We start from the raw sequence: 26,321 nt of genomic DNA, 5'->3' as shown, positions 1-26,321 counted from the left end.
AATCGGGATTTTAGAAAGTATAAACTACTTCTAGATTGTGGTTTTTTAAGGCTGTTCTTGCTTTATCTATATCTTCAGTAAAACCTAAAATGTAACCACCACCACCAGAACCACAAAGTTTTAAGTAGTAATTTCCGGTGTCAATTCCATCTTTCCAAAGTTTATGAAATTGCTTAGGTATCATGGGTTTAAAATTGTCTAAAACTACATGCGAAAGTTGCTTGATGTTTAAGAATAGAGATTTTACATCACCCTTCATAAAATCTTCTACACAGGCATCGGTATGTTTTACAAATTTATCTTTTAGCATTTTACGAAATCCTTCTTGTTTTAAGTTTTCCATAAAAAGATTTACAAGCGGTGCTGTTTCTCCTACCATTCCACTGTCTAATAAAAATACAGCTCCTTTACCTTCGTTTGATTGTGAAGGGATTCCTGCAGCTTCAATGTTATCTTTAGAGTTAATAAGAATAGGTAAGCTTAGGTAACTGTTTAGAGGATCTAGGCCAGAAGATTTTCCGTGGAAAAAAGATTCCATTTGTCCGAAAATTTCTTTAAGTTTCAATAACTTTTCTCTACTTAAGTTTTCTAAAACAGTTATTTTATTTAAGGCATATTTATCGTAAATAGCAGCAACTAAAGCGCCACTACTACCAACACCGTAACCTTGTGGAATGCTACTATCAAAATACATTCCTGCTTCAATATCTTTTGTTAATTCATTCAGGTTAAATTCAACTAAATCTGTATTTGAATTTTGTAAGCTGGCTAAATAATCAGCAAAACGTTGAAGATTATGATTAGATTTTTCTTGAGCTTCAGAAAGATTAGAGTCAATCTTTAAAGCTCCATTATAAAAGTTATAAGGAATAGATAAGCCTTTAGAATCTTTAATGATCCCATACTCACCAAACAATAAAATTTTTGAATAAAATAAAGGTCCTTTCATAATGGTGTATTACGTTGTAAACTTTAAGCTAATTGTAGAGCTCCCGTTCCAACATTATCACAAATATACTGCGCATTTTGACAATGTGCAACTAACTGGTTCTTAATGAAATCTAAAACTTTAGTTTCTTCGTTTTTAGGGTATAACAAATGTACATTGGCGCCAGCATCTAAGGTAAAACAAAGTTTAGCATTGGTTTCTTGTCTATATTTCCAAACTTTATTAATAATCTCTAGTGTATTAGGTTTCATTAAAATAAAATACGGATTACTGCTCATCATCATTGCATGCAAGGTAAGTGCCTCACTCTCTACAATATTAATAAATGCTTCTAAATCTCCATTTTTAAAAATGGGTTTAAGTTTTTCTAAGTTATCAATCGCTTGTTGAAATCTAACTTCCGCATAAGGATGATTATGCATTAAATTATGCCCCACGCTGCTGCTTACGGTTTTTTCACCTTTATCAACCAATAAAATGGTATCTTGATAGGTTTTAAAAACTTCATGGATCGCATAAGGATATGAAGTTCCATATAAATCACTACTGTTATCTATATTTTTATGTTTTCCCCAAACTACGAGCCCGCCTTCAATACTTCTAGCCGCACTTCCTGAACCTAATCTTGCTAAAAATGAAGCTTTTTGGTTGAAGTAAGTTGAAGAAATTTCAGAGTTTAATTTTTGCTCGATACTCATTAAGCAGCAAGCAAGTGCACTCATTCCGCTAGCAGAAGAAGCGATACCACTGCTGTGAGGGAAAGAATTAGAGGTTTTTATTGTAAAATGATATTCTTTTAGAAATGGTAAATAAGCTTCAATTCGTTCAAAAAAAGTTTTAATTTTTGGTTCAAATGAAGGTGCTTTTTCTTCGTCTAAAAAAACTTCAAAAGAAAAATCTTTAGTAGGTTCTATAGCTGTATATGCTAAGACTGTTGTGGTTTTACAGTTATTTAATGTGAAACTCACCGATGGGTTTTTTGGTAATTGTTCGCCATACTTTCCCCAATATTTTACCAAAGCAATATTACTGGGAGATTCCCAAGATACTTTTCCTTCGGATAGACGCTCTTTTGCTGAATTGAAAACAAATTCTTGAATAATCATGGCAATAAAAATTTTAGCAAATATAATTGATTAGGTATGCGTATTGGTTGTAGAAATTCAAAAATAATTCTAAATTAGAACTTCACAAACTATCTTGTTATGAACAACAAGCTTAATTATTTTAAAGTTGTAGTGAGCACTTTTATTTGTGTGCTTATTGGTTTTTTAAGCACCATTGCTATTCAAAGTGTTTTGCACGATTGGTTAGCTATTATTAATAAGCCATCTTTTGTGGTGCCTGATTGGATTTATAGTTCTTTATGGCTTATTAATTTTGCACTTATAGGTATTGCTGCTGGTATTGTTTGGAGCAGAGGATTACATCATAATTGGGTGAAAACAGCCTTGTATCATTTCGGTTTTCAAATTTTACTTACTGCCGCTTGGTTTCTTACTTTTTTTGAGATGAAAATGCTCATGGTAAGTTTTTTACTTACCGTGGCTATATTTACTTTATTACTATTCACTTTTAAATGGTTTAAAATAGTTAAGCCTTTTGCTGCTTATTTATTAATTCCGTATATGTTTTGGATTGCCTATACCGCCGTTGTTAACTTTGAGATTTGGCGACTTAATTAATTAAATATTCGTTAAGGTAATTCTTATTACTTTTAATTTCATTTATATTTCTTGCTAAATATTAGTTGGTTATGAATAAATGGTTGCAAACAAGTCCAGAATCTTTAATAAATATAGTTTTATGTGCTATTGGTATTTACTTGGCAGTAATTTTATGTACAAGAATTGCGGGGAAACGAAGTTTTTCTAAAATGTCAAGTTTTGATTTTGCAATAACAGTAGCTATAGGATCTATGGTGGCTTCTACAATTTTAAGTTCATCTGTAAGTTTAGTTGATGGTGCTGTGGGATTAATTGCGGTATATGTATTGCAAATGGGAGCCGCTTCTTTAAGAGGTTTTCAGCTTTTTCAAAAAACTATAGATAATACTCCTTTACTTTTAATGGATGGTCAAGAAATATTAGAAGAGAATTTAAAAAAGGCGAAAGTAACCAAAGCAGATTTGCATTCTAAGTTGAGAGAAGCAAATGTTATTAAGTTCTCCCAAATTAAAGCTGTTGTATTTGAAGCTACCGGTGATATTTCTGTACTCCACACCACAGATGAAGATATAGTTTTAGAGTCTGAATTACTAAAAGGAGTTCAGCGTAAGTAACTTATAGTTGTTAGTAAAAAATGTATAAATCATAAAAGTGAAGTTTAATCTGATATTTTCTCTGCATAGCGTTCAGCAAAAACAGAAATTAAAATTAGCTGACTTATATGAAAAAGCATAATAGGTAATAAAAATAAACCTGCTCCCGCAGAATTACCAAATATAATTTTAGCCATTACCGAGCCGTGAACTAACGATTTTTTAGATCCGCAAAAGCGAGCGGTAATTTTATCTTTAATAGCAAAATTACAAACATTAGAAATCCAACCCGTGATACCATAAATGGCAAAGAAAAGTGCTAACACAGAGAGTAAAATTAAGCCTAAATCTAAAATACTTAAATCGTCAAAAATATTAGCTGAGAAAGAATGACTAAAGCTATCGTAAACAATAAGGATGATTATGGACTTATCAAATAAACCTAATTTGCTTTTATAACGTTTTACAAAAGTTTTTAAAATCTTATGCAAAGCAAAACCTAGCACTAGCGGAATTATAATTTGGTATAATAGTTTTAAAAATACTTCAGAAAACGTAAAACCTTCAGACGCATCTAAGAAAAAGCCAAGCCAAAATGGTGTGATAATTACTCCGATAATCCCTGATAAACTCGCATTAAAAATCGCCGCAGGAATATTTCCTTTAGCCAATGAAACCATCACTACAGAAGAAGATACTGTAGATGGTAAAGCTGCTAGAAAGAAAAAAGCCAACCAATATTCTTCTGCATTTGTATTTTTTAGAAAAGGATAAGCTACAAAAACCAATGCCGGAAATAATAAAAAAGTAGTGAATTGAATTAAGATGTGTAACTTATAATTACTCATCCCTAATTTTAATTCAGAAACCGATAATTTTAATCCGTAGAAAAAGAAAATAAGTCCAATTCCTACATCTGTAATTATTTTTAAAGGAAAAAATTCTCCGATTTGCGGAAAAAGGTAAGCCACTAAGATTGCAGCTAAAAGTGAAACAACAAAAGGATTAATCTTCATTCTCTATGTTTTTTGCAATTCCTTGAGCTGCTAAATAACCACCCGTCCAAGCATTTTGAAAGTTGAAACCACCAGTAACGGCATCAATATTTAGTATTTCACCTGCTAAAAATAAATTGTTATAAACTTTACTTTCAAAGGTTTTAAAGTTTATTTCTTTTAAATCTACACCGCCGGCAGTAACAAATTCTTCTTTAAAAGTACTTTTTCCATTTACCGCTAACCTGCAAGCAGTAAGTTCTTTGGCAAGATCTGAAATTTGTTTTTTACTTAATTCTGCCCATTTTTGAGTTTCAGGTATCTTAGTAGCTTTTACTAAACTTACCCATAAACGCTTTGGTAGATTAAATTGTGCTTGTGTGGTGAGTTGCTGCTTGGCTAATTTTATTTTTAATTTTTTAATTTTTTCTACAATTTCTTCTGAAGTTTTATAGCCTAACCAATTCACTTCAATTTTAAAATGATAATTTTTCGCTTCTAAAATTCGGGCTCCCCAAGCAGAAAGTTTTAAAATTCCAGGTCCGCTCAAACCCCAATGAGTAATAAGTAATGGGCCGTCACTTTCTAATTTTTCTTTTACTATTTTAATATGAGCAAAGGTTGAAATTCCTGCTAAATCTTTAATGCGATGATCTTGAATATTAAAAGTGAATAAAGATGGAACAGGAGGAATAATTTGATGACCAAGATTTTTGAGCAATTCCCAAATTTTGGGATTACTGCCAGTAGCCACCACGAGTTGATCTGCAGTAAAATCTCCTTTTGTAGTTTTTATAAGCCATTTTTGTTTGGTGTGCCTAATATCTTGAACGGCGTGACCAGTTTTAACTTCAATATTTAAACGCTCTGTTTCAGCGAGAAAACAATCGATAATAGTTTCTGAAGAATCTGTAACGGGAAACATTCTTCCATCTTCTTCAGTTTTTAATTCAATTCCGCGTTCTTCAAACCAAGCAATCGTATCACCCGTCATAAATTGATGAAATGGTCCTAATAATTCTTTTTCGCCTCTTGGATAGTTTTTATTAAGTTCTTGCGGAATAAATTCTGCATGGGTAACATTACAGCGGCCACCACCAGAAATTCTAACTTTAGTTAATACTTCTTTGCCACGTTCTAAAATGCTAATGCTTAAGTTAGGATTGGCTTCAGCTAAATTAATTGCTGTAAAAAAACCTGCCGCACCACCGCCAATAATTACAACTTTTCGTTCTTCACTCATACCGCAAAAATAAGTATTTGATTGTTCTCCTAGTAAAATTGTTTATTTTTATGCACAAAACATTTCAAATGAAAAAAACACTTGTATTTATCTTTTCAGTTTTACTTTTAATAAGTTGCGGAAAGACCCAGGAAAGTTCAAAAGAGAAAAAAAATTATGATCAATCTATTGCTGAAATTTTAGAAGTTCATGATGAGGTAATGCCCAAAATGGGAACGCTTTCTAGTTTAATTGAAGAAACAGAAGCAAAAGTTGATACTACTGCTATGGGAATTCAATTTAAGGCAGCCAACAATGAGCTAAAAGAAGCGCATCACTTTATGATGAATTGGATGAAAGATTTTAGTGAAAAGTTTCCGAACGCTTTAAAAGATACTACCTATTCAAAAGAAGTTTATAAAGAGCGTGAACCTTTACTTATGGAAGAAAAAGAAGAGGTGAAAGAAATGCAGCATAAGGTGAACAACAGTATTGAAAAAGCAAAAGAGTTACTTAAAAAAACATCTTAATTAAGTAATAATCTTATTGTGACTAAGCAAATGAGCATTTTTAGCTAATCTTTTAGAAAATATAAAAAACAGGAATTTTAAATTAAAATGATTGTAATTCCTGTTTTTTTATTTGTATAGCTAAATGTTCTGCATCTTTTTTAATACCACCAAGCGTAGCAGAACCCCTAGTGTGTAACCAGGGTAAGCCTATAAAATATAAACCTTGTATGCTGCTTACTCCACGTTCGTTTTTTGGGTAGCCTTCGTGATCGAGTTCTAATCCTTCAATCCAAGAGAAATTAGGTCGGTAACCAGTGGCCCATACAATATTTTTTACATCGCTAAGGGTTTGTTTATCGGTTTCTATTTTTTCTTCATGTCCATCATTGGTTCTTCCAACGGGAATTACATGTTTTCGATTTAAAATTTCTTTTACATCTATTCCTATTACAGGTTGTTTGGTGTGAGTAATACGTTTACCTATCCAAGATTTTTTACTAAAACTTAAAAATCCTGTTTTGGTGAACCACCACCAAAGTGTTTTTCCTAACAATTCTTGCGGAAGTGTTTTTACATTAATATCACCTGAAAAATAGGTTTTTCTTCCATTTTTAGAAATTTCATCTAAAATTTGAAAGCCGCTATCGCCAGCGCCAACAACCATAGCTGCACCGTCTTGCAATTGTGTTGGTTTTTTGTAATAGTTACTATGAATCTGAAAAATAGAGTCGGCTAAATGTTTGGAGCATGGTGGAGTGTAGGGAATGTGAAAAGGTCCTGTAGCAACAATTACTTGTTTAGCTTCTAAAGTGGTTTTATTAGTTGTTAAAATAAACTTATCGTCTACTTTTTCTATTTTTTTTACAAAAGTTTTTAGTTGAACTGGAATTTTAAATTCTTTTACATATTTTTTAAAATAATTAGCCACTTCATATTTATTGGGGTAGTGGCCTTTAGGAGCCGGAAAATTCATCCCTACCATATGGTTAAATTCTGTAGGGGTAAAAAGTTTAAGTGAGTCCCATCTATTTAGCCAACTGGCGCCAATTTCATCTTCTTTGTCTAGGACTAAAAAATCTTTATTTAATTGTTTTAAATAATAAGCCATCGATAAGCCAGCTTGTGCAGCTCCAATAATTATAAAATCCCGCATAGTAGTTTTTATTCAGGGATTATAATAAGTCTTTTTTTTATTAAAAACAAGTTTTTATACTAGAACCCGTGAGATAGTTTAGTTTAGTGAATTTCGGGTTTAGGATTGATTTTATAATAAATAGTTAAGTATATTAGTTGGTTATTCATTTAAGTTTTAATGATCGTGTTTTTTATTTGCTGGTTTGGTATTGTTTATTTCTTTATTAGATCATCTTCACTTACATTTTTTCAATAAACCTACTTATATTCATTTTTATTTTAAGTTAAAAAAATTATCTTGGCAAGGCGAAAGGTTTATAAAAGATAAGTTTATTTTTTATAATAGATTAACCGCCAAGCAGAAAAACTTTTTTCAGCATCGGGTTGTTTTGTTTATGAAAGATAAATCTTTTGAAGGACGAGGTGGTTTTGAGATTAACAATCAGGTAAAGTTATATATTTCTTCCACAGCAGTGATGCTTACCTTTGGAATGCGAGAGTTTCTATTGCCAGCTTTACAGAAAATTTTTGTATACCCAGATATTTATTATTCAACCATTAATCAAACTCATCATAAAGGCGAATTTAATCCGCGGTTAAAAGCTTTAGTTTTTTCTTGGAAAGATTTTTTAGAAGGTTTTGCAGATGGTAAAGACAATTTAAATTTAGCGATACATGAATTTATACATGTGATTCAAATAAACAGTATGAAAGAAAATGATATTAGTGCGACCATATTTGCAGATAGCTCTAAAAATTTGACTAAGCTTTTGTTAAATGATAAAATAAGACAGCGATTAGAAGCTACTAAATACTTTAGAGCATATGCATTTACTAATCGTTTTGAATTTTTGGCAGTTTTAGTAGAATATTTTATAGAAAACCCTTTGGAGTTTAAACAAAAGTTCCCTGAATTTTATAGCAGAATAAGAGAAATGCTGAATTACAATTTTGGTGGTTATTAATTTTTATTGCGTACATAGATAAGTTTAAATTTATTGTTGTTGTGTTGGTTTTCACGCGATTCTATTTCAAACTTTTCTATAGAATTAATCATAGGAGTTAGTTTTTGAAAACCATAATTTCTAGAATCAAAATTAGGTTGCTTCTTTTGTAGTAAACTTCCTACGTCTCCTAAAAATGCCCAGCCATCTTCATCGGCAACATCAGAAATAGTAGAAGCAATTAATTTTATAACTTTAGGGGTAATTTTATCTACATCGTCTTTCTTGTCTTCCTTAGTTTTTGAAGAGCTTTTACTTTCAATTTCTTTGTTCTGATTCTTTAAAATTTCAATATAAATAAACTTATCACAAGCTACAATAAAGGGTTCTGGAGTTTTCTTTTCGCCAATACCAATTACATTTTTACCTGCTTCACGAAGTCTGGTGGCTAATTTAGTAAAATCGCTATCGCTAGAAACCAAGCAAAAACCATCTACTTTATTTGAATATAAAATATCCATAGCATCGATAATCATCGCAGAATCTGTAGCGTTTTTACCTTGTGTATAAGCGTATTGCTGCATTGGGTTTACTGCATTTTGCAACAAGACGTTTTTCCATTTATTAAGGTGAGGTTTAGTCCAATCACCATAAATACGTTTAATGGTCGGGTTGCCATATTTGGCAATTTCTTGTAGCATTTCTGTGATATAGGCTGCTGGTATGTTGTCTCCATCTATTAAAACTGCCAACTTGTTTTCCATAATTTAAAATTTAGTTGCAAGAAATATTCTCCATAATCATCTTGGCGTGAATACGAGAATTTTCAATAAACCACTTGTGGGTTTCTAAGCCACCGCAAATTACTCCGGCTAGATAAACTCCTTTTAAGTTAGTTTCCATGGTTTGTGGATTGTATTGCGGTATTTTCTTTTCTTTATCCTGTAATTGAATTCCTATTTCTTCTAAAAATTTAAAGTCAGGTTGATAACCAGTTAAAGCTAATACAAAATCGTTTTTTAGTGTTTTTAAATTACCGTCTTTGTCTTTTATGTCTACTTCATTTTCTCTAACCTCTGAAATGCATGAGTTGAAATATGCTTTTATACTTCCTTCTTCAATACGATTAATAATGTCTGGTCTTACCCAATACTTTACGCGTTCTCCTATGTTTTCGCCTCGTACAACCATAGTTACTCGACCACCTTTTCTAAAAACCTCTAAAGCTGCATCTACAGAAGAATTACTAGCGCCTACCACAATCACATCTTGATTAGAATAGTAATGTGGATCTTTGTAATAATGATTCAATTTGGGTAAATCTTCTCCCTCCACATTCATATAATTAGGAATGTCGTAAAAACCAGTAGCGACTACTATATTTTTAGCCGAATAATTATTTTTACTAGTATTTACCTGATAAGAATTATTACTATTTTCAATAGAATTTACTTTTTCAAATAAATGAATATCCAATTTTTTTGAAGTAGCAATCCTCCGGTAGTATTCTAACGCTTCAGCTTTGCTGGGTTTGGCGCTTTTGCTAATAAAAGGAATTTCGTCTATTTCTAATTTCTCTGAAGAAGAGAAAAAAGTCATATTAGTAGGGTAGTTATAAAGAGAATTTACTAACGGCCCTTTTTCAATCACGATATAAGTTAGGTTTTTTTTTTGTGCTTCGATTGCGCAGGCGATTCCTATAGGACCTGCACCAATAATAACAACGTCTAACAAATCTTTTTGGGAATTATGAGTTTGCAATTTCTTTTAGCTCTATAATGGTTTCTTTAGGGTTTTGCGATTTAAAAACAAAACTTCCTGCTACTAAAACGTCTGCTCCAGCATCTACTAATTGTTTAGCATTTTTACTTGTAACTCCGCCATCAATTTCAATTTGGGTAGCAGCATTATTATCAAGAATAATTTCTTTGAGTTGCTTTGTCTTTTTGTAGGTGTTTTCTATAAAGCTTTGCCCCCCAAAACCTGGATTAACGCTCATGATACAAACTAAATCTATATCATTAATCACATCTTCTAAAAGTGCAACATTGGTATGCGGATTAATAGCAACTCCAGCTCTCATCCCTTCTGCTTTAATAGCTTGTAGTGTTCTATGTAAATGTGTGCAAGCTTCAAAATGTACCGTAAGTATATCTGCGCCTAATTGCGCAAAAGTTTTAATGTAGCGATCAGGATCTACTATCATTAAATGTACATCTATTACTTTACCTGCATGGCGATTAATAGCTTCTAAGACTGGCATCCCAAAAGATATATTAGGTACAAAAACGCCATCCATAATATCTATGTGAAACCAATCTGCATCACTTTCATTTACCATTTCAATATCACGTTGTAGATTGGCAAAGTCTGCGGCTAAAATAGAAGGAGCAATTAATTTTTTCATATTTATTTTTTGTTGAATTACAAAAATACTAAGAATTTATGGATTAAAATCTGGTTAGCATTTAAGAAACAATTTCAGCATTTCTTCTGCTGCTTCACGAGGTTTTTCATCTAAAGATTTTAACTGATCGAAAACTTGCTTTAGGTTATGGTATTGGTATTTTTCTTCTGCAGAAATAAAATCACATAAATAGCCATCGAAGGGTTTTGTGGTAACTTCTGTTTCAAAAACTTTTATGATACTAAAATGACGTTTGTCTTTTCTTATGTTTTTCCAAATAGATTGAATGATATCACAGGAACCTTCTAAGATTTGAAAAAAATTACCGTCTGAATAAAGTAATAATCCGTGAATTTCTTGCTCTATATTTTTTTTCTGTGATACAGATAAAATTTTTAATATATCTGTATAAGAAAGTTCTGGATTACTGTTGCTAACATAACAAATGGCTAAGCGCATTTTAAATTTTAGAGTAAGTTAAAAATTTATTTTTTATTGTTAAAAAAAATAGTTAATAAGATAATTGAAAAACCCCGGTAATCAGCCGGGGTCTCATTCATCAATCAAAAAACGAACAGTTATGAATAAACTGTTTGTAATCATCAAAGTTACGAAATTTAACCTAAATAGGTTTTTAAAATTTTACTCCTTGAAGTATGTTTTAATCTGCGAATAGCTTTTTCTTTTATTTGTCTTACTCTTTCTCTTGTTAAATCGAAAGTTTCTCCTATTTCTTCTAAAGTCATAGGTTGTTGATCTCCTAAGCCAAAGTAAAGGCGAATCACATCTGCTTCTCTTGGAGTTAAAGTTTCTAAAGACCTTTCTATTTCAGTCTTAAGTGAATCATGTAGTAATTCTTTATCTGGATTAGGAGATTCTCCGGAGCGAAGTACATCATAGAGGTTAGAATCTTCACCTTCGATTAGCGGGGCGTCCATAGATATATGACGACCAGAATTTTTTAGAGATTCTTTGACCTCATTAATTGTCATGTCTAGTTCTTTAGCAATCTCTTCAGCACTAGGGGGTCTTTCGTTAGATTGCTCTAGAAAAGCATAGGTTTTATTTATTTTATTAATAGAACCAATTTTGTTTAATGGTAAACGTACAATTCTTGATTGTTCTGCTAAAGCTTGTAAGATGGATTGTCTAATCCACCAAACGGCGTAAGATATAAATTTAAAACCTCTGGTTTCATCAAAACGTTTTGCAGCTTTAATTAGCCCTAAATTACCTTCGTTAATTAGGTCTGGTAAAGTTAAACCTTGATTTTGGTATTGTTTAGATACAGATACCACAAATCGTAAATTGGCTTGAGTTAATTTTTCTAAAGCTCTATCATCTCCAGCTTTAATACGTTGTGCCAATTCTACTTCTTCATCAGCAGTAATTAAATCTACTTTACCAATTTCTTGTAAATACTTGTCTAGCGAAGCGGTTTCTCTATTGGTTACCTGCTTCGTGATTTTAAGTTGTCTCATTTACGACCTCTAGATTAAAATTTAGGTTATATCTGGTTATACGTATGCTTTAGTGAAAAGGTTACAAAACTTTTGAAATTTTAATGAAATAAAAAAGCTTCCAAATTAATGAAAGCTTTCTCTGTAAAAATAGTTTAGTGAATTTAAACCCTTACGTGTCCATCACCATATACGTAGTACTTATTGGTGACTAATTGTTTAAGCCCTAATGGACCTCTGTGGTGTAATTTATCTGTACTAATTGCTAGTTCTGCACCTACACCCATTTGTCCGCCGTCTGTAAATCGGGTAGAGGCGTTATGGTAAACTGCAGCACTATCAATTTGTTCCATGAATTTAGCAGCTTTATGTTTATCTTCAGTAATGATACAAGCTGAGTGACCGCCAGAATATTTATTTATTTTTTCAATAACATCATCGATTCCATCGGCTTCAGAAAGAACAATTTTCATCGCTAAAAATTCTTCATACCAAGTATCTTCGCTAGGTATTTTTTCTTCTTCAGTTAAAATTTTACCAACTTTTTCGTCTACAAGAATATTTACTTTAGCGTCTTTTAAAACTGTTTGAAGGTCTTTTAGTTTTGCTTCGTAATTTGGGATTTTTTTATCGATTAAAACTTTGTCTAAAGCATTACAACCTGAAATTTTATCTGTTTTAGCATTAATAATAACTTTTACAGCTTTTCCCCAATCTGCATCTTCAGCAACATATAAAAAATTGTTACCTCTACCGCTAATAAGCACGGCACATTTAGCATTTTCTTTTACAAATTGAATTAAACGCTCGCCACCTCTGGGAACTATAAGGTCTAATTGCTCAGGCGGATTTTGTAAAAATGCTTGCGTTTCGGTTCTGTTGGTATGCATTAGCTTAATCCAGTCTTTTTCAAGTCCGTTTTCAGCAAGTGCTTCGTGCCAGCATTTTTCTAAAATAATATTACTGTTTTTAGCTTCTTTACCACCTTTCAGTATAATTTTATTATTAGCCTTGAATGCCAAAACAGCAGCTTCTATTGTTACGTCTGGTCTAGATTCGTAAATAATCATAATGGTGCCAAACGGTGCTGTTTTGTTGATAATCTCTAAACCGCTATCTAAAGTTCTTGTAGATATTTGTTTAGCTACAGGATCTTCTTGTTCTTTAACTTCTTTGATAGCTTGGATCATACCATTAACTTTCGTCTCGTTAACTACTAGCCGATCGTATAAAGCTTGATCTTCTTTATTAAATGCTTCTAGGTCTTTTTTATTTTCAGCAATAATAGTTGATCGTTCTTTATCAATGATTTTCATCATTGAGTCTAGAACTTTATCTTTTATAGTTGAATCTAATAATTCCATGTTTAGTCTTTTTAGTGTTAAAATTTACTTAGTTGGTAAACTTTGTTCCTACATCTTTTCCGTCTATAATATCTACTATCACATTGTGTCGTTTACCATTTGCGATGTAGGTAGGAATGTCTTTATTTGCAGTGCCTTTAGCGATTTTTAATTTAGAACTCATACCGCCACGTCCTTCACCTTCGCCTTTGTCTGAAGATTGCACGTATTTCTCTACGTTCTGATCTACTTTAACTTCGGTTAATTTTCTAGAGTTTTCATCTTCTGGGTGTCCGGTATAAAAACCTTCAATATCGGTAAGTATGATTAACTTATCTGCGTTAATTAATTCGGCAACTAAACTTGCTAGTTCATCATTGTCTGAGAACATAGACATCGTTAGCGATACGGCATCATCTTCGTTAGCGATAGGTATAATCCCTTCAGCTAATAAACCTTCGTAGCAGTTAATCATATTTTCTCTGTGCTTACCAGGAGCAAAATCTCTTTTTGTTGCTAATACCTGAGCACAACGCATTCCGTAATCGTGAAAGATGCTGTAATAATGCCTCATCATTCTTGGTTGACCTACCGCCGAAAAAATTTGTCTTCTGATCGATTTGTCTTGAATATTGCAGCCTCCAAGAATTTCTTGTCCTGCAATAGATGAACCTGAAGAGACTAACACTGTCATGATGTCTCTTTCATAAAGTTCTGAAATTTGTCTTACTAATTCTTTTAATACAGGGCCTAAAATTCGGTTGTCTTTGTTGGTCATTACATTAGTCCCAACTTTAATTACAACTCTTTTTGTATCCTCGTCCATAATTGATTTATAGTGAATAAATTATTGTTCTCCTAATTCTACTGCTCTATCAAATGCAGCATAAGCAGCTTCTTTAATAAGGTCTTTTACATTATTATCATCCATAGAATCTAATGCAGCTCTAGTAGTACCACCTTTAGAGGCAACTCTATTCATCCAGGTTTGTGGAGATAAATCGTTTCTATTGAAAAGTTCTACAGCTCCTTCAAACGTATTGCTTACTAATACTTTTGAATCGTTATCTGAAAAGCCCATTTTTTTAGCTGCTTCTAGCATAGAATTCATGAAATAAAATACATATGCAGGACCACTTCCAGAAATTCCTGTAGAGGCATCAATAAATTTTTCTGTATCTACATGAATAGATTTACCAGTGGTGTCTAATAAATTTCTAATCGCTAATAACTCTATACGAGAAACCTTATCAGATTCTGTGTAAGAAGTAACACCTTTACCTACCTGTGCTGGTAAATTAGGCATTGTTCTTACAATTTTAGCAGCACCTAATCTTTCTTGTATAGACTCTATAGTGACACCAGCCATTAAAGAAATAAAAATTTGGTTGTTGTTAATCATAGGTTTCATTTGAGCAAAAAGCTCGTCGCTATGATATGGTTTAACTGCAATAAATACTAAATCTGCTTGTGGAAGGCAGTCTTCTAGTTTGTCAAAAACATCAAAGTGTGAAATTTCATTTAGAGTGATTATTTTTTCTGGATCAGTGTCGAATATGTTTAGATTTTTTTCACCTAATAAGGTAGATTTTACCATCCCTTCGGCGTATGTTAATCCCATGTTTCCTGCTCCAATTACTAATACTTTCATTTGTTTTAAATTTCTTGGTTAAGTATTTATTTGTTTTATAAGATGCAAGTACTATGCAGAAATTCCAATAATATTGGAAAATTTACAGGCATCTGCAAATTAGTAATTAATGAGTGTTTTAGTTAATACTTTGGCATTATTTTAGTAAAATAATTTATGTTATCTGATTTTGTATAAAAAATATATAAAATTAAAGACTGCCAAAGCGGCAAAAGTGCTAGTATGTCAGTTAAATAAATATTAAAATAAAAAAAAGCTCCGATGTTTTTATCGGAGCTTTTGTTTTTTGAGACTAAAGAAAATATTTCTATTCGTTATCTTCTTTTTTCTTTTCTTCTCTAGGAGGTCTTGGCATTAATGCTTTTCTAGAAACTTTTTCTTTTCTAGTTTTAGGATCTACGCCAAAGTATTTAACATCAATTACATCACCCATATTTACGACATCGGTAACATTATTGGTGCGTTCCCAAGCTAATTCAGAAATGTGTAGCAAAACTTCGTTTCCTGGTGCATCTACGTATTCTACAACAGCACCGAAATCTAAAATTTTAATTACTTTAACTTCATAAACACTTCCTTTGGTAGGTTTAAAAGTAACAGAATCAATTTTAGCAATTACTTTATCAATACCTTCTTGATCGGTTCCTAAAATTTCAATGATACCTTCTTCTGTTACAGGATCTTCGTTAATAACGATTGTGGTTCCTGTTTCTTTTTGAAGCTCTTGAATTACTTTTCCTCCTGGTCCAATCATAGCTCCAATAAATTCATTAGGAATTCTACGTGTAACCATTTTAGGTGCGTGACCTTTAACGTCTCTACGAGGAGCTTCGATAGTACTGGTAAGTTTTTCTAAGATATGAAGTCTACCTTCTCTAGCTTGTTTTAAAGCTTTGATTAAGATTTCGTAGCTTAAACCTTTTACTTTAATATCCATCTGGCAAGCTGTAATACCGTCTTCTGTACCTGTAACTTTAAAGTCCATATCTCCCAAGTGATCTTCATCACCTAGAATATCAGATAATACTGCATATTTTCCAGAATCAGCATCAGATATTAATCCCATTGCGATACCTGAAACTGGTTTTTTTAATTGAACACCAGCATCCATTAAAGACATAGTACCAGCACAAACTGTAGCCATAGAAGAAGAACCGTTAGATTCTAAAACTTCTGATACTACACGAACAGTGTAAGGACAGTCTGAAGGAATCATACCTTTTAAAGCACGTTGGGCTAAGTTACCGTGACCTACTTCTCTACGAGATGTACCACGAATAGGTCTTGCCTCACCTGTTGAAAAAGGAGGGAAGTTATAATGCAAGTAAAAAGACTCTTCACCTTCGTAACTTGGCATATCTATTTGGTTGGCTTCTCTAGAAGTACCAAGAGTAACTGTAGCTAATGCTTGAGTTTCTCCTCTGGTGAAAATAGCAGAACCGTGAACAGATGGTAAGTAATCTACTTCACACCAAATAGGTCTAATTTCATCTGTCTTTCTACCATCTAAACGTAAGCCTTCGTTAAGAGTTAAATCTCTTACGGCAGCTTTTTCTGCTTTAGAATAATACTTAGAAATTAAATCACTATTTTCTGCTCTTTCTTCTTCAGAAAAACTATTTAAAATTTCTTCTTTTATTTCACCAAATGCAGTAGAACGTTCTTTTTTAGAAGAACCTGCTTTGGCTACGGCATATACTTTATCGTATGCCATTTCGTGAATTTTTAGCTGAAGCGTTTCATTTTCTCTTTCACCATCATATTCACGAACTTCTTTTTTGCCAAAAGCTTCCGCAAGTTTTACCTGAGCTTCACATTGCTTTTTGATAGCTTCGTGAGCAAATTTAATGGCTTCTGTCATTTCTTCTTCAGAAATTTCATCCATTTCACCTTCTACCATCATCACAGAATCTGCTGAAGCACCAATCATCATATCAATATCAGACTCTAATAATTGAGCACGAGTTGGATTAATGATAAATTCTCCGTTTACACGACCTACTCTTGCTTCAGAAATAGGACACTCAAAAGGAGCGTCAGAAAGCTGAATTGCTGCAGAAGCGGCTAATCCTGCCATAGCATCTGGCATTACATCTTCGTCATGAGACATTAGTTGAATCATAACCTGAGTTTCTGCGTGATAATCTTTTGGGAAAAGTGGTCTAAGTACACGATCTACTAAACGCATCGTTAATACTTCTCCATCACTTGGTCTTGCTTCTCTTTTGAAGAAACCACCAGGGTAACGACCAGCGGCAGCAAATTTTTCTCTATAATCTACTGTTAATGGTAAAAAATCTACATCACTTTGCTTATAGTTAGATACTATAGTACAAAGTAACATACACTTTCCTGATTGTACAACCACAGAACCGTGTGCTTGTTTTGCTAATTTACCGGTTTCGATAGAGATTTCTCTTCCATCTCCTAAATCGATAACCTCTTTAAATGTTTTTGGAATCATAAATTTTTGTTTTATTAAACAATGGTCTTCCGTCTTACCAGACGGTCTGGGTTGTGTTGTTGTGTGTTGATAGACCAATGAAAAACTACCCAAATCTTTGTTTGGGTGACAATTTATTCTATAAAAAAAAGGGGCGTAAAGCCCCTTTTGATATTTATTTTCTTAACCCTAACTCTTTAATGATTTCACGATATCTTATAATATCTTTTTTCATTAAGTAATCAAGTAAACTTCTTCTTTTACCTACTAGCATTACTAGTGAGCGTTCAGAATTGTAATCTTTTCTGTTTGTTTTTAAATGATCAGAAATATAAGCAATTCTTTTAGTGAATAATGCAATCTGACCTTCTGTTGAACCGGTATCGTTTTTACCTTTACCGTGTTTTTCGAACAATTGTTCTTTCTCTTCTTTTGTTAAATACATTCCAATATTATTTCAATGATTATTATGTATCGATAGCATTTCTATCGAACGGCAAAGATATATTTTTATTTTTATTTTTAATCTATAATAATAAAAATAATTTTAAGATCTAAGTGGTTGATTTAAAATAAGATCTAAATATAAATTTACTTTATTTTTTAGTTCTTTTCTTGGGGTGATAAAATCTAGGAAACCGTGTTTTTTTTAGTAATCTCATCGGGTTTTAATTGCTTTTTATGTTAAATGTGCTTTTTTTTAGTATTTTAGTTGTAATTATTTTAAATCTAAGCAATTAAAATCGAGTATTATGAAACAACTTTACCAACCAACCAACACAGTAGGGTAACACGAGTTTTCTTTCTTGTGTTTACATTATTTTGTTGTTTAATTTTTGGGCAATCACTTGATTGTGATTGTGGAGTTAGTAATCAGTTAACTTTATCTAAAAATAACTCTTCATGTAATCCTGCCCCAGGTTTTACAGCCTCTATACTTCAAAGTGATTTAGACGCATTTCCTTCTGCTAGCTTTAATCTTCAAGTTTGGATAGTAAATAGAAGTGATGGAACTAACGATAAAGATTATAATGGCGAGCAAATTTTGCAAGCGATTAATCAACTAAATAATGATTTTTCTTTGGCAAATATATGTTTTAACTTAATAGGTGTTAACTTTATTAATGATGACTATTATTATAATATACCAGTGAATGATCGCTTTAGATTAGATACTCATGTTGAGAATAATAGTAACGATCCAGATTTAATGAACCTTAATGCTGTTAACATATACTTAGTACAAGGAAGTTTTAATGGACAGGCAAGTCCTTCGTATGCAATGACTACTATAAATATAAATTCTTTTTTTTAATGGCACAGGTATTATTGGTCATGAAATGGGTCATATATTTGGACTAACTCATACCTATTATTGTGAGCACGTTACACGTTACGATGCCAGTCTAGATTATAATGCACCTTGTGCGGGAGATAGAGTAGTAGATACCAACGCGGCATCAAATTTTAGAGATGATTTTACAAATTTCAGTGATGGAGTAGATTAGCAAAACCAAACTTATATAGGTGCCATTACTAACTACTATGGAGAAACTTATGAAATTACGCCAAGGTTTAACAGAGATATGTTTATGGCACAAGGAAGCCAGTTAAATAATGCTTCAAATCAAACTTATGTGTTACAGGCAACCTCAATTAATGAGCCTGCTACCTATAATTGGTATGATTAAGAGGGAAACCTAATGCATTCGGGAGAGCAACTTACGCTTAACAGTGCTATAGCAAAAACCTATAAGTAAGAAATTATAGCAGAGGCAGATGGGTATAAAGATTATACCGGCATAATTGCATTTAGCCCTTATAAATTGCAAAGCATAAGCCCCTACCCGGCAATAAATAATGTGATCATTAATTATCAAATAAATGGAGCAACATCAGGCTATATGAGTATTACCTCTACCCAAACCGCAATTAGTAATAATTATATTCTAGATATAAATGCAACTTCAGTAAACATAGATGTTTCTGTATACCCTACGGGTACTTATGTAGTTGCACTAAAATGTAATGGAGAAATTGTAGCCACCAAAAATTTAGTAATTCAATAAAACAATACGTTATGAAAACATATATAAACATTTTAAGCTTTTTCTTTTGTTTAGGGATTACAGCACAAACCATCAATATCCCCGATCAAAATTTTGAACAAGGCTTGATTGATTTAGGGATAGATTCAGATCAAATTATAAACGGGCAGGTGTTAATAAGTGATATAACAAGTGTACTGAGTTTAGATTTGAGTAATAGAAATATTACAGATTTATCAGGAATAGAAGCCTTTGGATCGTTAAAGATCTTAGATGTTTCAGATGCAGTATTAGATTTGAGTCAGGTTGATAGTTTGGAAGAACTCTATATGGATAGTGGTGGTGATGCTATAACTTTAAATGTAGAAGAGGTTATACTTACGAACAATCCTAGTCTTCAAGTTATTCAAGCAATAGATGTTTGGAAACTTAAAAAGATCAATTTAAAAGGAAGTGACACTCAGCTTAATGATTTATTAGTAAATGTTGAGAAATATGGTGAGGAATCAGATTCTAGTGTCTGTTTTGAAGTAACAAATCCTTTAGATGCACAGAACCAACAGGGAATTTATTCTAATTGGTCAATTTCTGGAAGCAGTAATTTTTCAGGTGACTGTAATTTAAGAGTTAATGATTTTAATAAACTAGATGTTTCTTTATATCCTAACCCTGTAAAAGATGCTTTTCGAATAAAAACTTCAGAAGAAATAGAAAGTATATATGTATTTTCAATTAAAGGAAAAGAAGTGGCACATTTTGCCTCACAACAAGCTTATGATATTTCTAACCTATCTACTGGAGTTTATTTTATAAATGTAAAAAGTAATAGAGGAGAAAGTGTTCAGCGAATTATTAAAAGATAACTATAAAAAAAAAGCGACCAATTGGTCGCTTTTTTTATGCTCTTATTTGTTGATTTAAAATAAGATCTAAATATAAATTTACTTTATTTTTTAGTTCTTTTCTCTGCGTAATGAAATCTAAAAAGCCGTGTTCTAGTAAAAACTCTGAACGTTGAAAACCTTCTGGTAGATCTTTACCAGTAGTGTCTTTAACTACACGTGGACCCGCAAAACCAATTAAAGCGCCGGGTTCTGAGATATTAATATCTCCTAACATGGCAAAAGAGGCTGTAGTACCACCAGTAGTTGGGTCTGTACATAAAGAGATGTAAGGTAATTTAGCTTCTGCTAATTGTGCCAATTTTACAGAGGTTTTAGCCATTTGCATTAACGAGTAAACCGCTTCTTGCATTCTTGCTCCTCCAGATTTAGATATAATCATTAAAGGAGTTTTATGCTCGATGCAATAATCTGCAGCACGAGCAATTTTTTCTCCTACGACAGAGCCCATTGAACCTCCTACAAACCTAAAGTCCATACAAACGACAACAAGGTCTTTGCCTTTAGATTGACCTACACCAGTTCTAATCGCATCTTTGAGCCCAGTTTTTTCTTGAGCTTCTTTTAAGCGATCTGGATATTTTTTAGTGTCTTCAAACTTAAGCGGATCTTTAGCCGTTAAATTTTTATCTAACTCTTTGTATTTTTTATCATCAAAAAGTATGTCAAAATACTCTTCGCTACCAATTCTTACGTGGTAACCATCTTCCGGACTTACATAAAAGTTTTTTTCTAGTTGCTCTGCGTCAACTATTTTTCCAGTAGGTGATTTATACCAAAGACCTTTAGGGACATCTTTTTTGTCTTCCGTAGCGGTTTGAATTCCTTTTTTAGTTCTTTTAAACCAAGCCATAAATAGTTATTTGGATCAATATGAGGTTTAGGGTTGCTTTCAACTAAAGACTATCAATATTATTTAAGTCTTCAAAAGCTTTTTTAAGTCTATTTTTGAAAGTGATTTCACCTTCTCTTAGCCATTTTCTTGGATCGTAATATTTTTTATTAGGCACATCTTCACCTTCAGGGTTACCAATTTGTGTAGCTAAGTAATCTTTGTTTTCTAGAACATAGTCACGAACTCCTTCTGCGAAAGCATATTGTAAATCTGTATCAATATTCATTTTAATTACTCCGTACCCGATAGCTTCTCTAATTTCTTCTACGGTAGAACCACTTCCTCCGTGAAAAACAAAGTCAATATGATTTTCTTCAACTCCGTAATTTTTAGTAATATATTCTTGAGAGTTTTTAAGGATTTTTGGCGTTAATTTTACGTTTCCTGGTTTGTAAACACCATGAACATTACCAAATGCCGCTGCAATTGTAAATTGATCACTTATCTTACTTAATTCTTCGTAAGCATAAGCAACTTCTTCTGGTTGAGTATATAGTTTAGAAGAATCTACATCGCTATTATCTACGCCATCTTCTTCACCTCCAGTAATACCTAATTCTATTTCTAAAGTCATACCCATTTTGCTCATTCGAGCTAAGTATTTTTTACAAATTTCCATATTTTCTTCAAGTGATTCTTCACTTAAATCTATCATGTGAGAGCTGTATAATGGTTTACCGTGCTCTTTGTAAAATTTTTCACCTGCATCTAATAACCCGTCTATCCAAGGTAATAATTTTTTTGCACAGTGGTCAGTATGTAGAATAACCGTAGCGCCGTAAGCTTTAGCTAGATCGTGTACGTGTTTAGCACCTGCTACGCCACCAAGAATAGCGGCTTGTTGATTTTCGTTAGAGAGTCCTTTACCAGCATTAAAAACAGAACCTCCGTTAGAGAATTGAAGAATAACTGGAGAGTTTAAATCTGCAGCTGTTTCTAATACGGCATTTATGGTGTTTGAACCAACTACATTCACTGCTGGTAATGCGTAACCATTTTCTTTAGCGTGATTAAAAATTTCTTGTACTTCTTTACCCGTTGCAACACCAGGCTTAATATTGTGACTCATGAATAAGTTTTTAAATTAAACGATTTACAAAATTAATAAAATAAAATGGGTTAGAAGGGATAATTAATTCCAACATTATAAACTGCATTTGAAAAGTTGTATTGTTGAAACCATTTTTGTTTGTCAAACGCAGGGTTGTATGTTTTAAAACCTAAATCTAATCTAATTACAAAAAAGCTTAAATCATACCTTAATCCTACACCAGAGCTTACGGCAATTTTTTTTAAATCTGAAAATTTAGTAAAGGTCATACGTTCGTCTTCAACATTGTCTAGTGTGTTCCAAATATTTCCTGCATCTATAAATAAAGCGCTATTTAATTGTCCGAAAAGATTAAATCTATATTCGGCATTTAGCGTTATTTTCATGTTTGCTTCATTAAATTCATTTATGCCTCCAGAGCTTCCTGGGCCTAAATCGTAAGCTTGCCAACCTCTATTGTCGTTTGCTCCGCCTGCAAAAAAACTTCTCGCAAAAGGGATATCCTTAGAGTTTAGATATGGAATGGCAACGCCTCCTAAAGCTCTAATAGCAAAGATATTTTGTTGGCCTAGGTCCCAATGTTTAATGAAGTCGGTTTCAACTTTGCCATATTGAGAAAATTCTACATTAGATACATTATAATTACCGTTAGAGTTTTTATTTAAATTTGATAAAGAAGCTAGAAGGTAAAGAGAGTTTCCCGCAGCTTCAACCCTAAATCTAAACTGTGTGAATTCTTGATCATAAATATTTTCTCTTGTATTTTTAATATAACTGAAATTTGAAGCCAAAATGAGGTTATTTTGTGTTAACCTGTCTCTTCGTTCAATTATATTACGAGTAATGCGATTTTCTTCTGAAGATAAATTATAGTTATTATTGTTTACTTCATTTATAAAAGCTTGTGTGCCTTCGGGTATTTTTAAGTTAGGTAAATTATCATCACTAATACTGGCATCTTCATAGAAATAAGTGGGATCAATTTGGTTAAAATTATCTTGAGCAATAGTGTTTAATCTATTATAAGAATTTCGATAAACGTTAAAATAATTTCCTCTGTTTAGGTTTCTAACATACTGTAAATCTATTAAATCTAGTTTGTGTGTTAGCTCTTCATTAGGGTACCACCGATAATTAAATTTACCAGTAAGATTTCTTTTGTCTAAACCTATATTTTGCTGTGTACTTATCCCTGCGCTAATGGTGGTAAAGGGAAACATGTATTTTGGGATTATTCCACTTGTGTTGATAGGAAATGCAATTTTAGGAAATGATAATTTTACATCTGCTCCAATTTCTGAAATATTAAAAAAATTATCTTCACTTTTAGCGGCATCTCTAGAAGAGCCTACACTCCCACGGCCACCAATTTCTAAAGTTTCTGCGCCTCTAAAAATATTTCTAATTAAAAGTGAACCTCCAAAACCAATCCCAAAGTCTTGAATGTTACTTCTTGAAACATCAAAATTAAAGTCAACTCCAAACTTTTCTTTTGGCGTTAAAAATATATTTGAAATTAATTGAGTTCCTGTAGAGTCTCTAGGATCTGGCATGTATTGAATATCTGGGTATTTAAATATGCCTAATTGTTGCATTCTCTTATAAGTAAGAGATCGGTCTCTGTCTTTATAAACTTCTCCTTTTTTAATAAAAATAGCATCTACTACTGCTTTCGGCTTATATTTTAGTTTGTCAAAACTATAGAGTGTATATTTTTTGTAATTAGCAGAATCTGTTACTGATTTGTTCTTGTTGGTGTAATTATAATCTGTAAAAACGTTCACATCACTAATGTAATGTTTGCGGTAAGGAACAGTGTAAGTGCTGTCTTCCTTTTTAATTTCACGATTGGCAATTACAAGTTCAATATTAGCTTTGTTATTAGTGCTTATTGTGTCTGCATCAAAACTGATATATTCTTGTTCAAAATGATAAAAACCATTATTTCTAAAAAGAGATGTGATTCGCTCTCGCTCTGCATTAAATTTATTAGTTTCAAATTTTTCTCCTGAAATAATTAGCGACTCTTCTTTGTGATTTTGATATACAGAATCTGCTTGGGGTGAAGCTATTCTTCTGGAGATAGAGTCTAAAATATAGGCTTGGTTTGGAGTGATAAAATAATTAACCTTTGCTCTTTTGTTTTTTTTCTTAATAATTTTATAATCAGCCTTGGCATTAAACCAACCATGATTCCAGTACCAAGCTTCTAATCTTGAGGCAGAACGTTCTGTTTTTTCTTTATTTAGAATAACAGGCGCTTCTCCGGTTTCTTGCAAAAATTCATGAAAGCCAACATAAGATTGTCCTACTTTTTCAACCTGTTTTTTTGAAAGCCAATTAATAAGTCTTTTTTCTCGTTTTGGTTTTCTATGAAGCCAGTCGTAAAATGTGGTATCTGGGTTTGAGTTGGCAGCATTGTAAATAAGAAGTTTTAAAGGCAATCCTAATAGAGGTAATTTTACATTAGGCTCTTGGTAAAGCTGGTCGTAAATTTGTCTTTTATTAATCTCAATGCTATCCACGAAAATTTTATTATCGGTAAGCAAATGTTCATCATCTGGCACCTTTTTTACTGCATTACATGAAATAATAAGCAGCGTGAAAAGAATAAATGATATTTTTGTGGTGAAAGGTTTCAAATAAAAAAATTAAATTTCAAAAATACGTCATTTTATGCTTAGCAAAGGCCAAATAAAGTTAATAAACAGCCTATCTCAAAAAAAATATAGACAAAAAAATGGATTGTTTGTAGCAGAAGGTATAAAAGTGGTAAAAGAACTTTTGAATTCTAATTTTGAGTTGGAATGTTTGTTCTCTGAAACCGATATTTTTTTTACGCAGAACAATAAAATGCAACTTCTTGAAGCGAATGAGTTAAAGAAAATTACCAAGCTATCTACTCCGCAAACTGCATTGGCTTTGTTTAAAATTCCGCAGAAAAAACCAAGAATAATAGAGAATTTTATAGTAGCGTTAGATGGGGTGAGAGATCCTGGTAATTTAGGAACAATTATTAGACTTTGTGATTGGTTTGGAGTAAAACAACTCGTATGTTCATTAGATACCGTAGACTGTTATAATGAAAAAGTAATACAAGCAACTATGGGTTCTATCGCTAGAGTAGAAGTGATTTATACAGATTTAGCCGAAGAACTCCCTAGATTAAATTTACCTATTTATGGAACTTTTATGGAAGGAGAAAATGTATATAATTCTAGTTTAGATAGAGAAGGAATTTTAGTATTAGGAAATGAAGCTAACGGGATTTCTAGTGAGATTGAAAAAATAACCAATCGCAAAATAGCCATTCCTCAGTTTGGAGCAGTTAAAAACACCGAGAGTTTAAATGTTGCTATGGCAACTTCAATTTTGCTAAGTGAATTTAAACGTAGGTAATTAAGTCATTTCTATTGAAAAGTTAAATTAATAAAAACACCTCTTGTAGACATCTTTTCGATATTACCAGTATAAGGACTATTAAGAGCGTTATCTGGTTTTAATTCATCATTCATAGCAAAAACTCCTCGAATAGAAGGTGAAAATTTAAAGAATAATAAATACAAATCTATACCGAAACCAACTTCATAATAGTAAGTGTTCTTCATCATTCTAAATTCACCAGCACTATTATCGTCGGGATTATCTTGATTGCTAGAAAGGTTAAATGAAGTAGAAACCCCACCTACAATAAAAGGTTTAAAATTATTGATTCGTTTGGTAGAAAATTTTAATAATAAAGGAATATGAACATAAGTAGATTTTACTTCTCTTAAATTATCTTCAGCAATACCTGGAAAAGTTAAATTTCTATTAGCAAAAACCACACCTGGTTCTAATCTAATGTCAAAATAATCATTGATTCTTAGGCTTCCAACAAGTCCAATATTTAAGCCTATATTTTTTTGAACTAAAACATCATTAGAAGGGTGCTCTTTATAGTCAAATTTAAAGTCATAAGAATTAAAGCCTAAGTAATAACCCCAAGACAACCTTTGTTTATCGAAATTTTCAAGATTTCTTATTTTTTCTTTTGAGAAAAGTTGTGCGTTAACGTGTTGAAAGCTTATAAATAAAATGAATATTATAATTATTCTCTTCATAC

28 protein-coding genes and 1 pseudogene are annotated in these 26,321 nt (G+C 32.2%); 9 read left to right on the top strand and 20 right to left on the bottom strand.

Annotation, left to right across the window (positions count from 1 at the left end; genetic code table 11):
* Nucleotides 1–10: 10 nt before the first annotated feature.
* Together KW502_RS04115 and KW502_RS04110 are read right to left on the bottom strand one after the other, a co-directional pair.
* Nucleotides 11–949: a mevalonate kinase family protein gene (locus KW502_RS04115; RefSeq protein WP_219039269.1), complete on the bottom strand. Its 939-nt coding sequence runs from the start codon at nucleotides 947–949 to the stop codon at nucleotides 11–13.
* Nucleotides 950–972: 23 nt separating this feature from the next.
* Nucleotides 973–2,055: a diphosphomevalonate decarboxylase gene (locus tag KW502_RS04110; RefSeq protein ID WP_219039268.1), complete on the bottom strand. Its 1,083-nt coding sequence runs from the start codon at nucleotides 2,053–2,055 to the stop codon at nucleotides 973–975.
* Nucleotides 2,056–2,154: 99 nt separating this feature from the next.
* Between KW502_RS04110 and KW502_RS04105 the strand changes: the two genes are divergently transcribed.
* Together KW502_RS04105 and KW502_RS04100 are read left to right on the top strand one after the other, a co-directional pair.
* Complete coding sequence (locus tag KW502_RS04105) at nucleotides 2,155–2,634, top strand: TspO/MBR family protein (protein ID WP_219039267.1); 480 nt, start codon at nucleotides 2,155–2,157, stop codon at nucleotides 2,632–2,634.
* 71 nt (nucleotides 2,635–2,705) lie between these two features.
* Nucleotides 2,706–3,230, top strand: a complete 525-nt coding sequence (locus KW502_RS04100) for a DUF421 domain-containing protein (RefSeq protein WP_219039266.1) — start codon at nucleotides 2,706–2,708, stop codon at nucleotides 3,228–3,230.
* Between the two features lie 44 nt (nucleotides 3,231–3,274).
* Here the strand turns inward: KW502_RS04100 and KW502_RS04095 are convergent, their stop codons facing one another.
* Nucleotides 3,275–4,225 (bottom strand): bile acid:sodium symporter family protein, encoded by a 951-nt coding sequence (locus KW502_RS04095; RefSeq protein WP_219039265.1) that lies wholly within the window; start codon nucleotides 4,223–4,225, stop codon nucleotides 3,275–3,277.
* Nucleotides 4,215–5,447, bottom strand: a complete 1,233-nt coding sequence (locus KW502_RS04090; RefSeq protein WP_219039264.1) for a BaiN/RdsA family NAD(P)/FAD-dependent oxidoreductase — start codon at nucleotides 5,445–5,447, stop codon at nucleotides 4,215–4,217. Before KW502_RS04090 ends, KW502_RS04095 begins: the two co-directional genes overlap by 11 nt.
* A 68-nt stretch (nucleotides 5,448–5,515) precedes the next feature.
* Here KW502_RS04090 and KW502_RS04085 point away from each other — a divergent pair, with 68 nt between their 5' ends.
* Nucleotides 5,516–5,956 carry a hypothetical protein gene (locus KW502_RS04085; RefSeq protein ID WP_219039263.1) on the top strand — a complete coding sequence of 147 codons (441 nt, stop codon included), beginning with the start codon at nucleotides 5,516–5,518 and terminating at the stop codon, nucleotides 5,954–5,956.
* Nucleotides 5,957–6,038: 82 nt separating this feature from the next.
* Here the strand turns inward: KW502_RS04085 and KW502_RS04080 are convergent, their stop codons facing one another.
* Nucleotides 6,039–7,091, bottom strand: a complete 1,053-nt coding sequence (locus KW502_RS04080) for a flavin-containing monooxygenase (RefSeq protein ID WP_219039262.1) — start codon at nucleotides 7,089–7,091, stop codon at nucleotides 6,039–6,041.
* Between the two features lie 184 nt (nucleotides 7,092–7,275).
* On the opposite strand from KW502_RS04080, the gene KW502_RS04075 reads away from it, so the two are divergent.
* Nucleotides 7,276–8,037, top strand: coding sequence for a zinc-dependent peptidase (locus KW502_RS04075; RefSeq protein WP_219039261.1), 762 nt, complete (start codon nucleotides 7,276–7,278; stop codon nucleotides 8,035–8,037).
* On the opposite strand, the gene KW502_RS04070 is transcribed toward KW502_RS04075, so the two are convergent.
* From KW502_RS04070 to KW502_RS15360, 11 genes and pseudogenes are all read right to left on the bottom strand, one after another.
* Entirely contained in the window at nucleotides 8,034–8,780 is a 747-nt protein-coding gene (locus KW502_RS04070; protein WP_219039260.1) for an NYN domain-containing protein, read from the bottom strand. The two genes, KW502_RS04075 and KW502_RS04070, sit on opposite strands and share 4 nt — an antisense overlap.
* A 10-nt stretch (nucleotides 8,781–8,790) precedes the next feature.
* Nucleotides 8,791–9,750 (bottom strand): YpdA family putative bacillithiol disulfide reductase, encoded by a 960-nt coding sequence (locus KW502_RS04065; protein WP_219039259.1) that lies wholly within the window; start codon nucleotides 9,748–9,750, stop codon nucleotides 8,791–8,793.
* Between the two features lie 13 nt (nucleotides 9,751–9,763).
* Nucleotides 9,764–10,423 (bottom strand): ribulose-phosphate 3-epimerase, encoded by a 660-nt coding sequence (gene rpe / locus KW502_RS04060; protein WP_219039258.1) that lies wholly within the window; start codon nucleotides 10,421–10,423, stop codon nucleotides 9,764–9,766.
* 54 nt (nucleotides 10,424–10,477) lie between these two features.
* Nucleotides 10,478–10,882 (bottom strand): BLUF domain-containing protein, encoded by a 405-nt coding sequence (locus KW502_RS04055; RefSeq protein WP_219039257.1) that lies wholly within the window; start codon nucleotides 10,880–10,882, stop codon nucleotides 10,478–10,480.
* 158 nt (nucleotides 10,883–11,040) lie between these two features.
* Nucleotides 11,041–11,904 carry a sigma-70 family RNA polymerase sigma factor gene (locus KW502_RS04050; RefSeq protein WP_219039256.1) on the bottom strand — a complete coding sequence of 288 codons (864 nt, stop codon included), beginning with the start codon at nucleotides 11,902–11,904 and terminating at the stop codon, nucleotides 11,041–11,043.
* 143 nt (nucleotides 11,905–12,047) lie between these two features.
* Entirely contained in the window at nucleotides 12,048–13,247 is a 1,200-nt protein-coding gene (locus KW502_RS04045; protein ID WP_219039255.1) for a glutamate-5-semialdehyde dehydrogenase, read from the bottom strand.
* 28 nt (nucleotides 13,248–13,275) lie between these two features.
* Nucleotides 13,276–14,052, bottom strand: a complete 777-nt coding sequence (gene proB / locus KW502_RS04040; RefSeq protein WP_219039254.1) for a glutamate 5-kinase — start codon at nucleotides 14,050–14,052, stop codon at nucleotides 13,276–13,278.
* 21 nt (nucleotides 14,053–14,073) lie between these two features.
* Nucleotides 14,074–14,877: a pyrroline-5-carboxylate reductase gene (gene proC, locus KW502_RS04035; protein WP_219039253.1), complete on the bottom strand. Its 804-nt coding sequence runs from the start codon at nucleotides 14,875–14,877 to the stop codon at nucleotides 14,074–14,076.
* A gap of 307 nt (nucleotides 14,878–15,184) precedes the next feature.
* Nucleotides 15,185–17,341 (bottom strand): polyribonucleotide nucleotidyltransferase, encoded by a 2,157-nt coding sequence (locus tag KW502_RS04030; protein ID WP_219039252.1) that lies wholly within the window; start codon nucleotides 17,339–17,341, stop codon nucleotides 15,185–15,187.
* A 154-nt stretch (nucleotides 17,342–17,495) separates the two neighbouring features.
* Nucleotides 17,496–17,765, bottom strand: a complete 270-nt coding sequence (rpsO, locus tag KW502_RS04025; protein ID WP_219039251.1) for a 30S ribosomal protein S15 — start codon at nucleotides 17,763–17,765, stop codon at nucleotides 17,496–17,498.
* Between the two features lie 102 nt (nucleotides 17,766–17,867).
* Nucleotides 17,868–17,969 (bottom strand): annotated as a pseudogene (locus KW502_RS15360) (acetyl-CoA carboxylase, carboxyltransferase subunit beta); the annotation flags it as partial.
* A gap of 159 nt (nucleotides 17,970–18,128) precedes the next feature.
* Between KW502_RS15360 and KW502_RS04020 the strand changes: the two are divergent.
* The 4 genes from KW502_RS04020 (at nucleotide 18,129) to KW502_RS04005 (ending at nucleotide 20,231) form a co-directional block, all read left to right on the top strand.
* Entirely contained in the window at nucleotides 18,129–18,635 is a 507-nt protein-coding gene (locus KW502_RS04020; protein WP_219039250.1) for a hypothetical protein, read from the top strand.
* Between the two features lie 25 nt (nucleotides 18,636–18,660).
* Nucleotides 18,661–18,828: a hypothetical protein gene (locus KW502_RS04015; protein ID WP_219039249.1), complete on the top strand. Its 168-nt coding sequence runs from the start codon at nucleotides 18,661–18,663 to the stop codon at nucleotides 18,826–18,828.
* Between the two features lie 318 nt (nucleotides 18,829–19,146).
* Nucleotides 19,147–19,389: a T9SS type A sorting domain-containing protein gene (locus tag KW502_RS04010; RefSeq protein WP_219039248.1), complete on the top strand. Its 243-nt coding sequence runs from the start codon at nucleotides 19,147–19,149 to the stop codon at nucleotides 19,387–19,389.
* A gap of 11 nt (nucleotides 19,390–19,400) precedes the next feature.
* Nucleotides 19,401–20,231 (top strand): T9SS type A sorting domain-containing protein, encoded by an 831-nt coding sequence (locus tag KW502_RS04005; RefSeq protein ID WP_219039247.1) that lies wholly within the window; start codon nucleotides 19,401–19,403, stop codon nucleotides 20,229–20,231.
* A gap of 34 nt (nucleotides 20,232–20,265) precedes the next feature.
* On the opposite strand, the gene accD is transcribed toward KW502_RS04005, so the two are convergent.
* From accD to tamL, 3 genes are read right to left on the bottom strand one after another with little or no spacing between them, the layout of a single operon-like run.
* On the bottom strand, nucleotides 20,266–21,123 hold the full coding sequence (gene accD, locus KW502_RS04000; RefSeq protein WP_219039246.1) for an acetyl-CoA carboxylase, carboxyltransferase subunit beta: 858 nt from the start codon (nucleotides 21,121–21,123) through the stop codon (nucleotides 20,266–20,268).
* Nucleotides 21,124–21,166: 43 nt separating this feature from the next.
* The gene (fbaA, locus tag KW502_RS03995) at nucleotides 21,167–22,234 is read right to left on the bottom strand and encodes a class II fructose-bisphosphate aldolase (RefSeq protein WP_219039245.1); all 1,068 of its coding nucleotides are present in this window, start codon (nucleotides 22,232–22,234) and stop codon (nucleotides 21,167–21,169) included.
* A 50-nt stretch (nucleotides 22,235–22,284) separates the two neighbouring features.
* Nucleotides 22,285–24,858 (bottom strand): translocation and assembly module lipoprotein TamL, encoded by a 2,574-nt coding sequence (tamL, locus tag KW502_RS03990; RefSeq protein ID WP_219039244.1) that lies wholly within the window; start codon nucleotides 24,856–24,858, stop codon nucleotides 22,285–22,287.
* A gap of 34 nt (nucleotides 24,859–24,892) precedes the next feature.
* Between tamL and KW502_RS03985 the strand changes: the two genes are divergently transcribed.
* Complete coding sequence (locus KW502_RS03985; RefSeq protein WP_219039243.1) at nucleotides 24,893–25,615, top strand: TrmH family RNA methyltransferase; 723 nt, start codon at nucleotides 24,893–24,895, stop codon at nucleotides 25,613–25,615.
* Nucleotides 25,616–25,626: 11 nt separating this feature from the next.
* Here the strand turns inward: KW502_RS03985 and porT are convergent, their stop codons facing one another.
* Complete coding sequence (gene porT / locus KW502_RS03980) at nucleotides 25,627–26,319, bottom strand: type IX secretion/gliding motility protein PorT/SprT (protein WP_219039242.1); 693 nt, start codon at nucleotides 26,317–26,319, stop codon at nucleotides 25,627–25,629.
* Nucleotides 26,320–26,321: the final 2 nt, after the last annotated feature.

This window comes from Mesonia aestuariivivens, from assembly GCF_019311235.1.
GTDB lineage: Bacteria > Bacteroidota > Bacteroidia > Flavobacteriales > Flavobacteriaceae > Mesonia > Mesonia aestuariivivens.
Note: the sequence above shows the minus strand (reverse complement) of the source record. Positions and strands in the feature narration are given on the sequence as shown.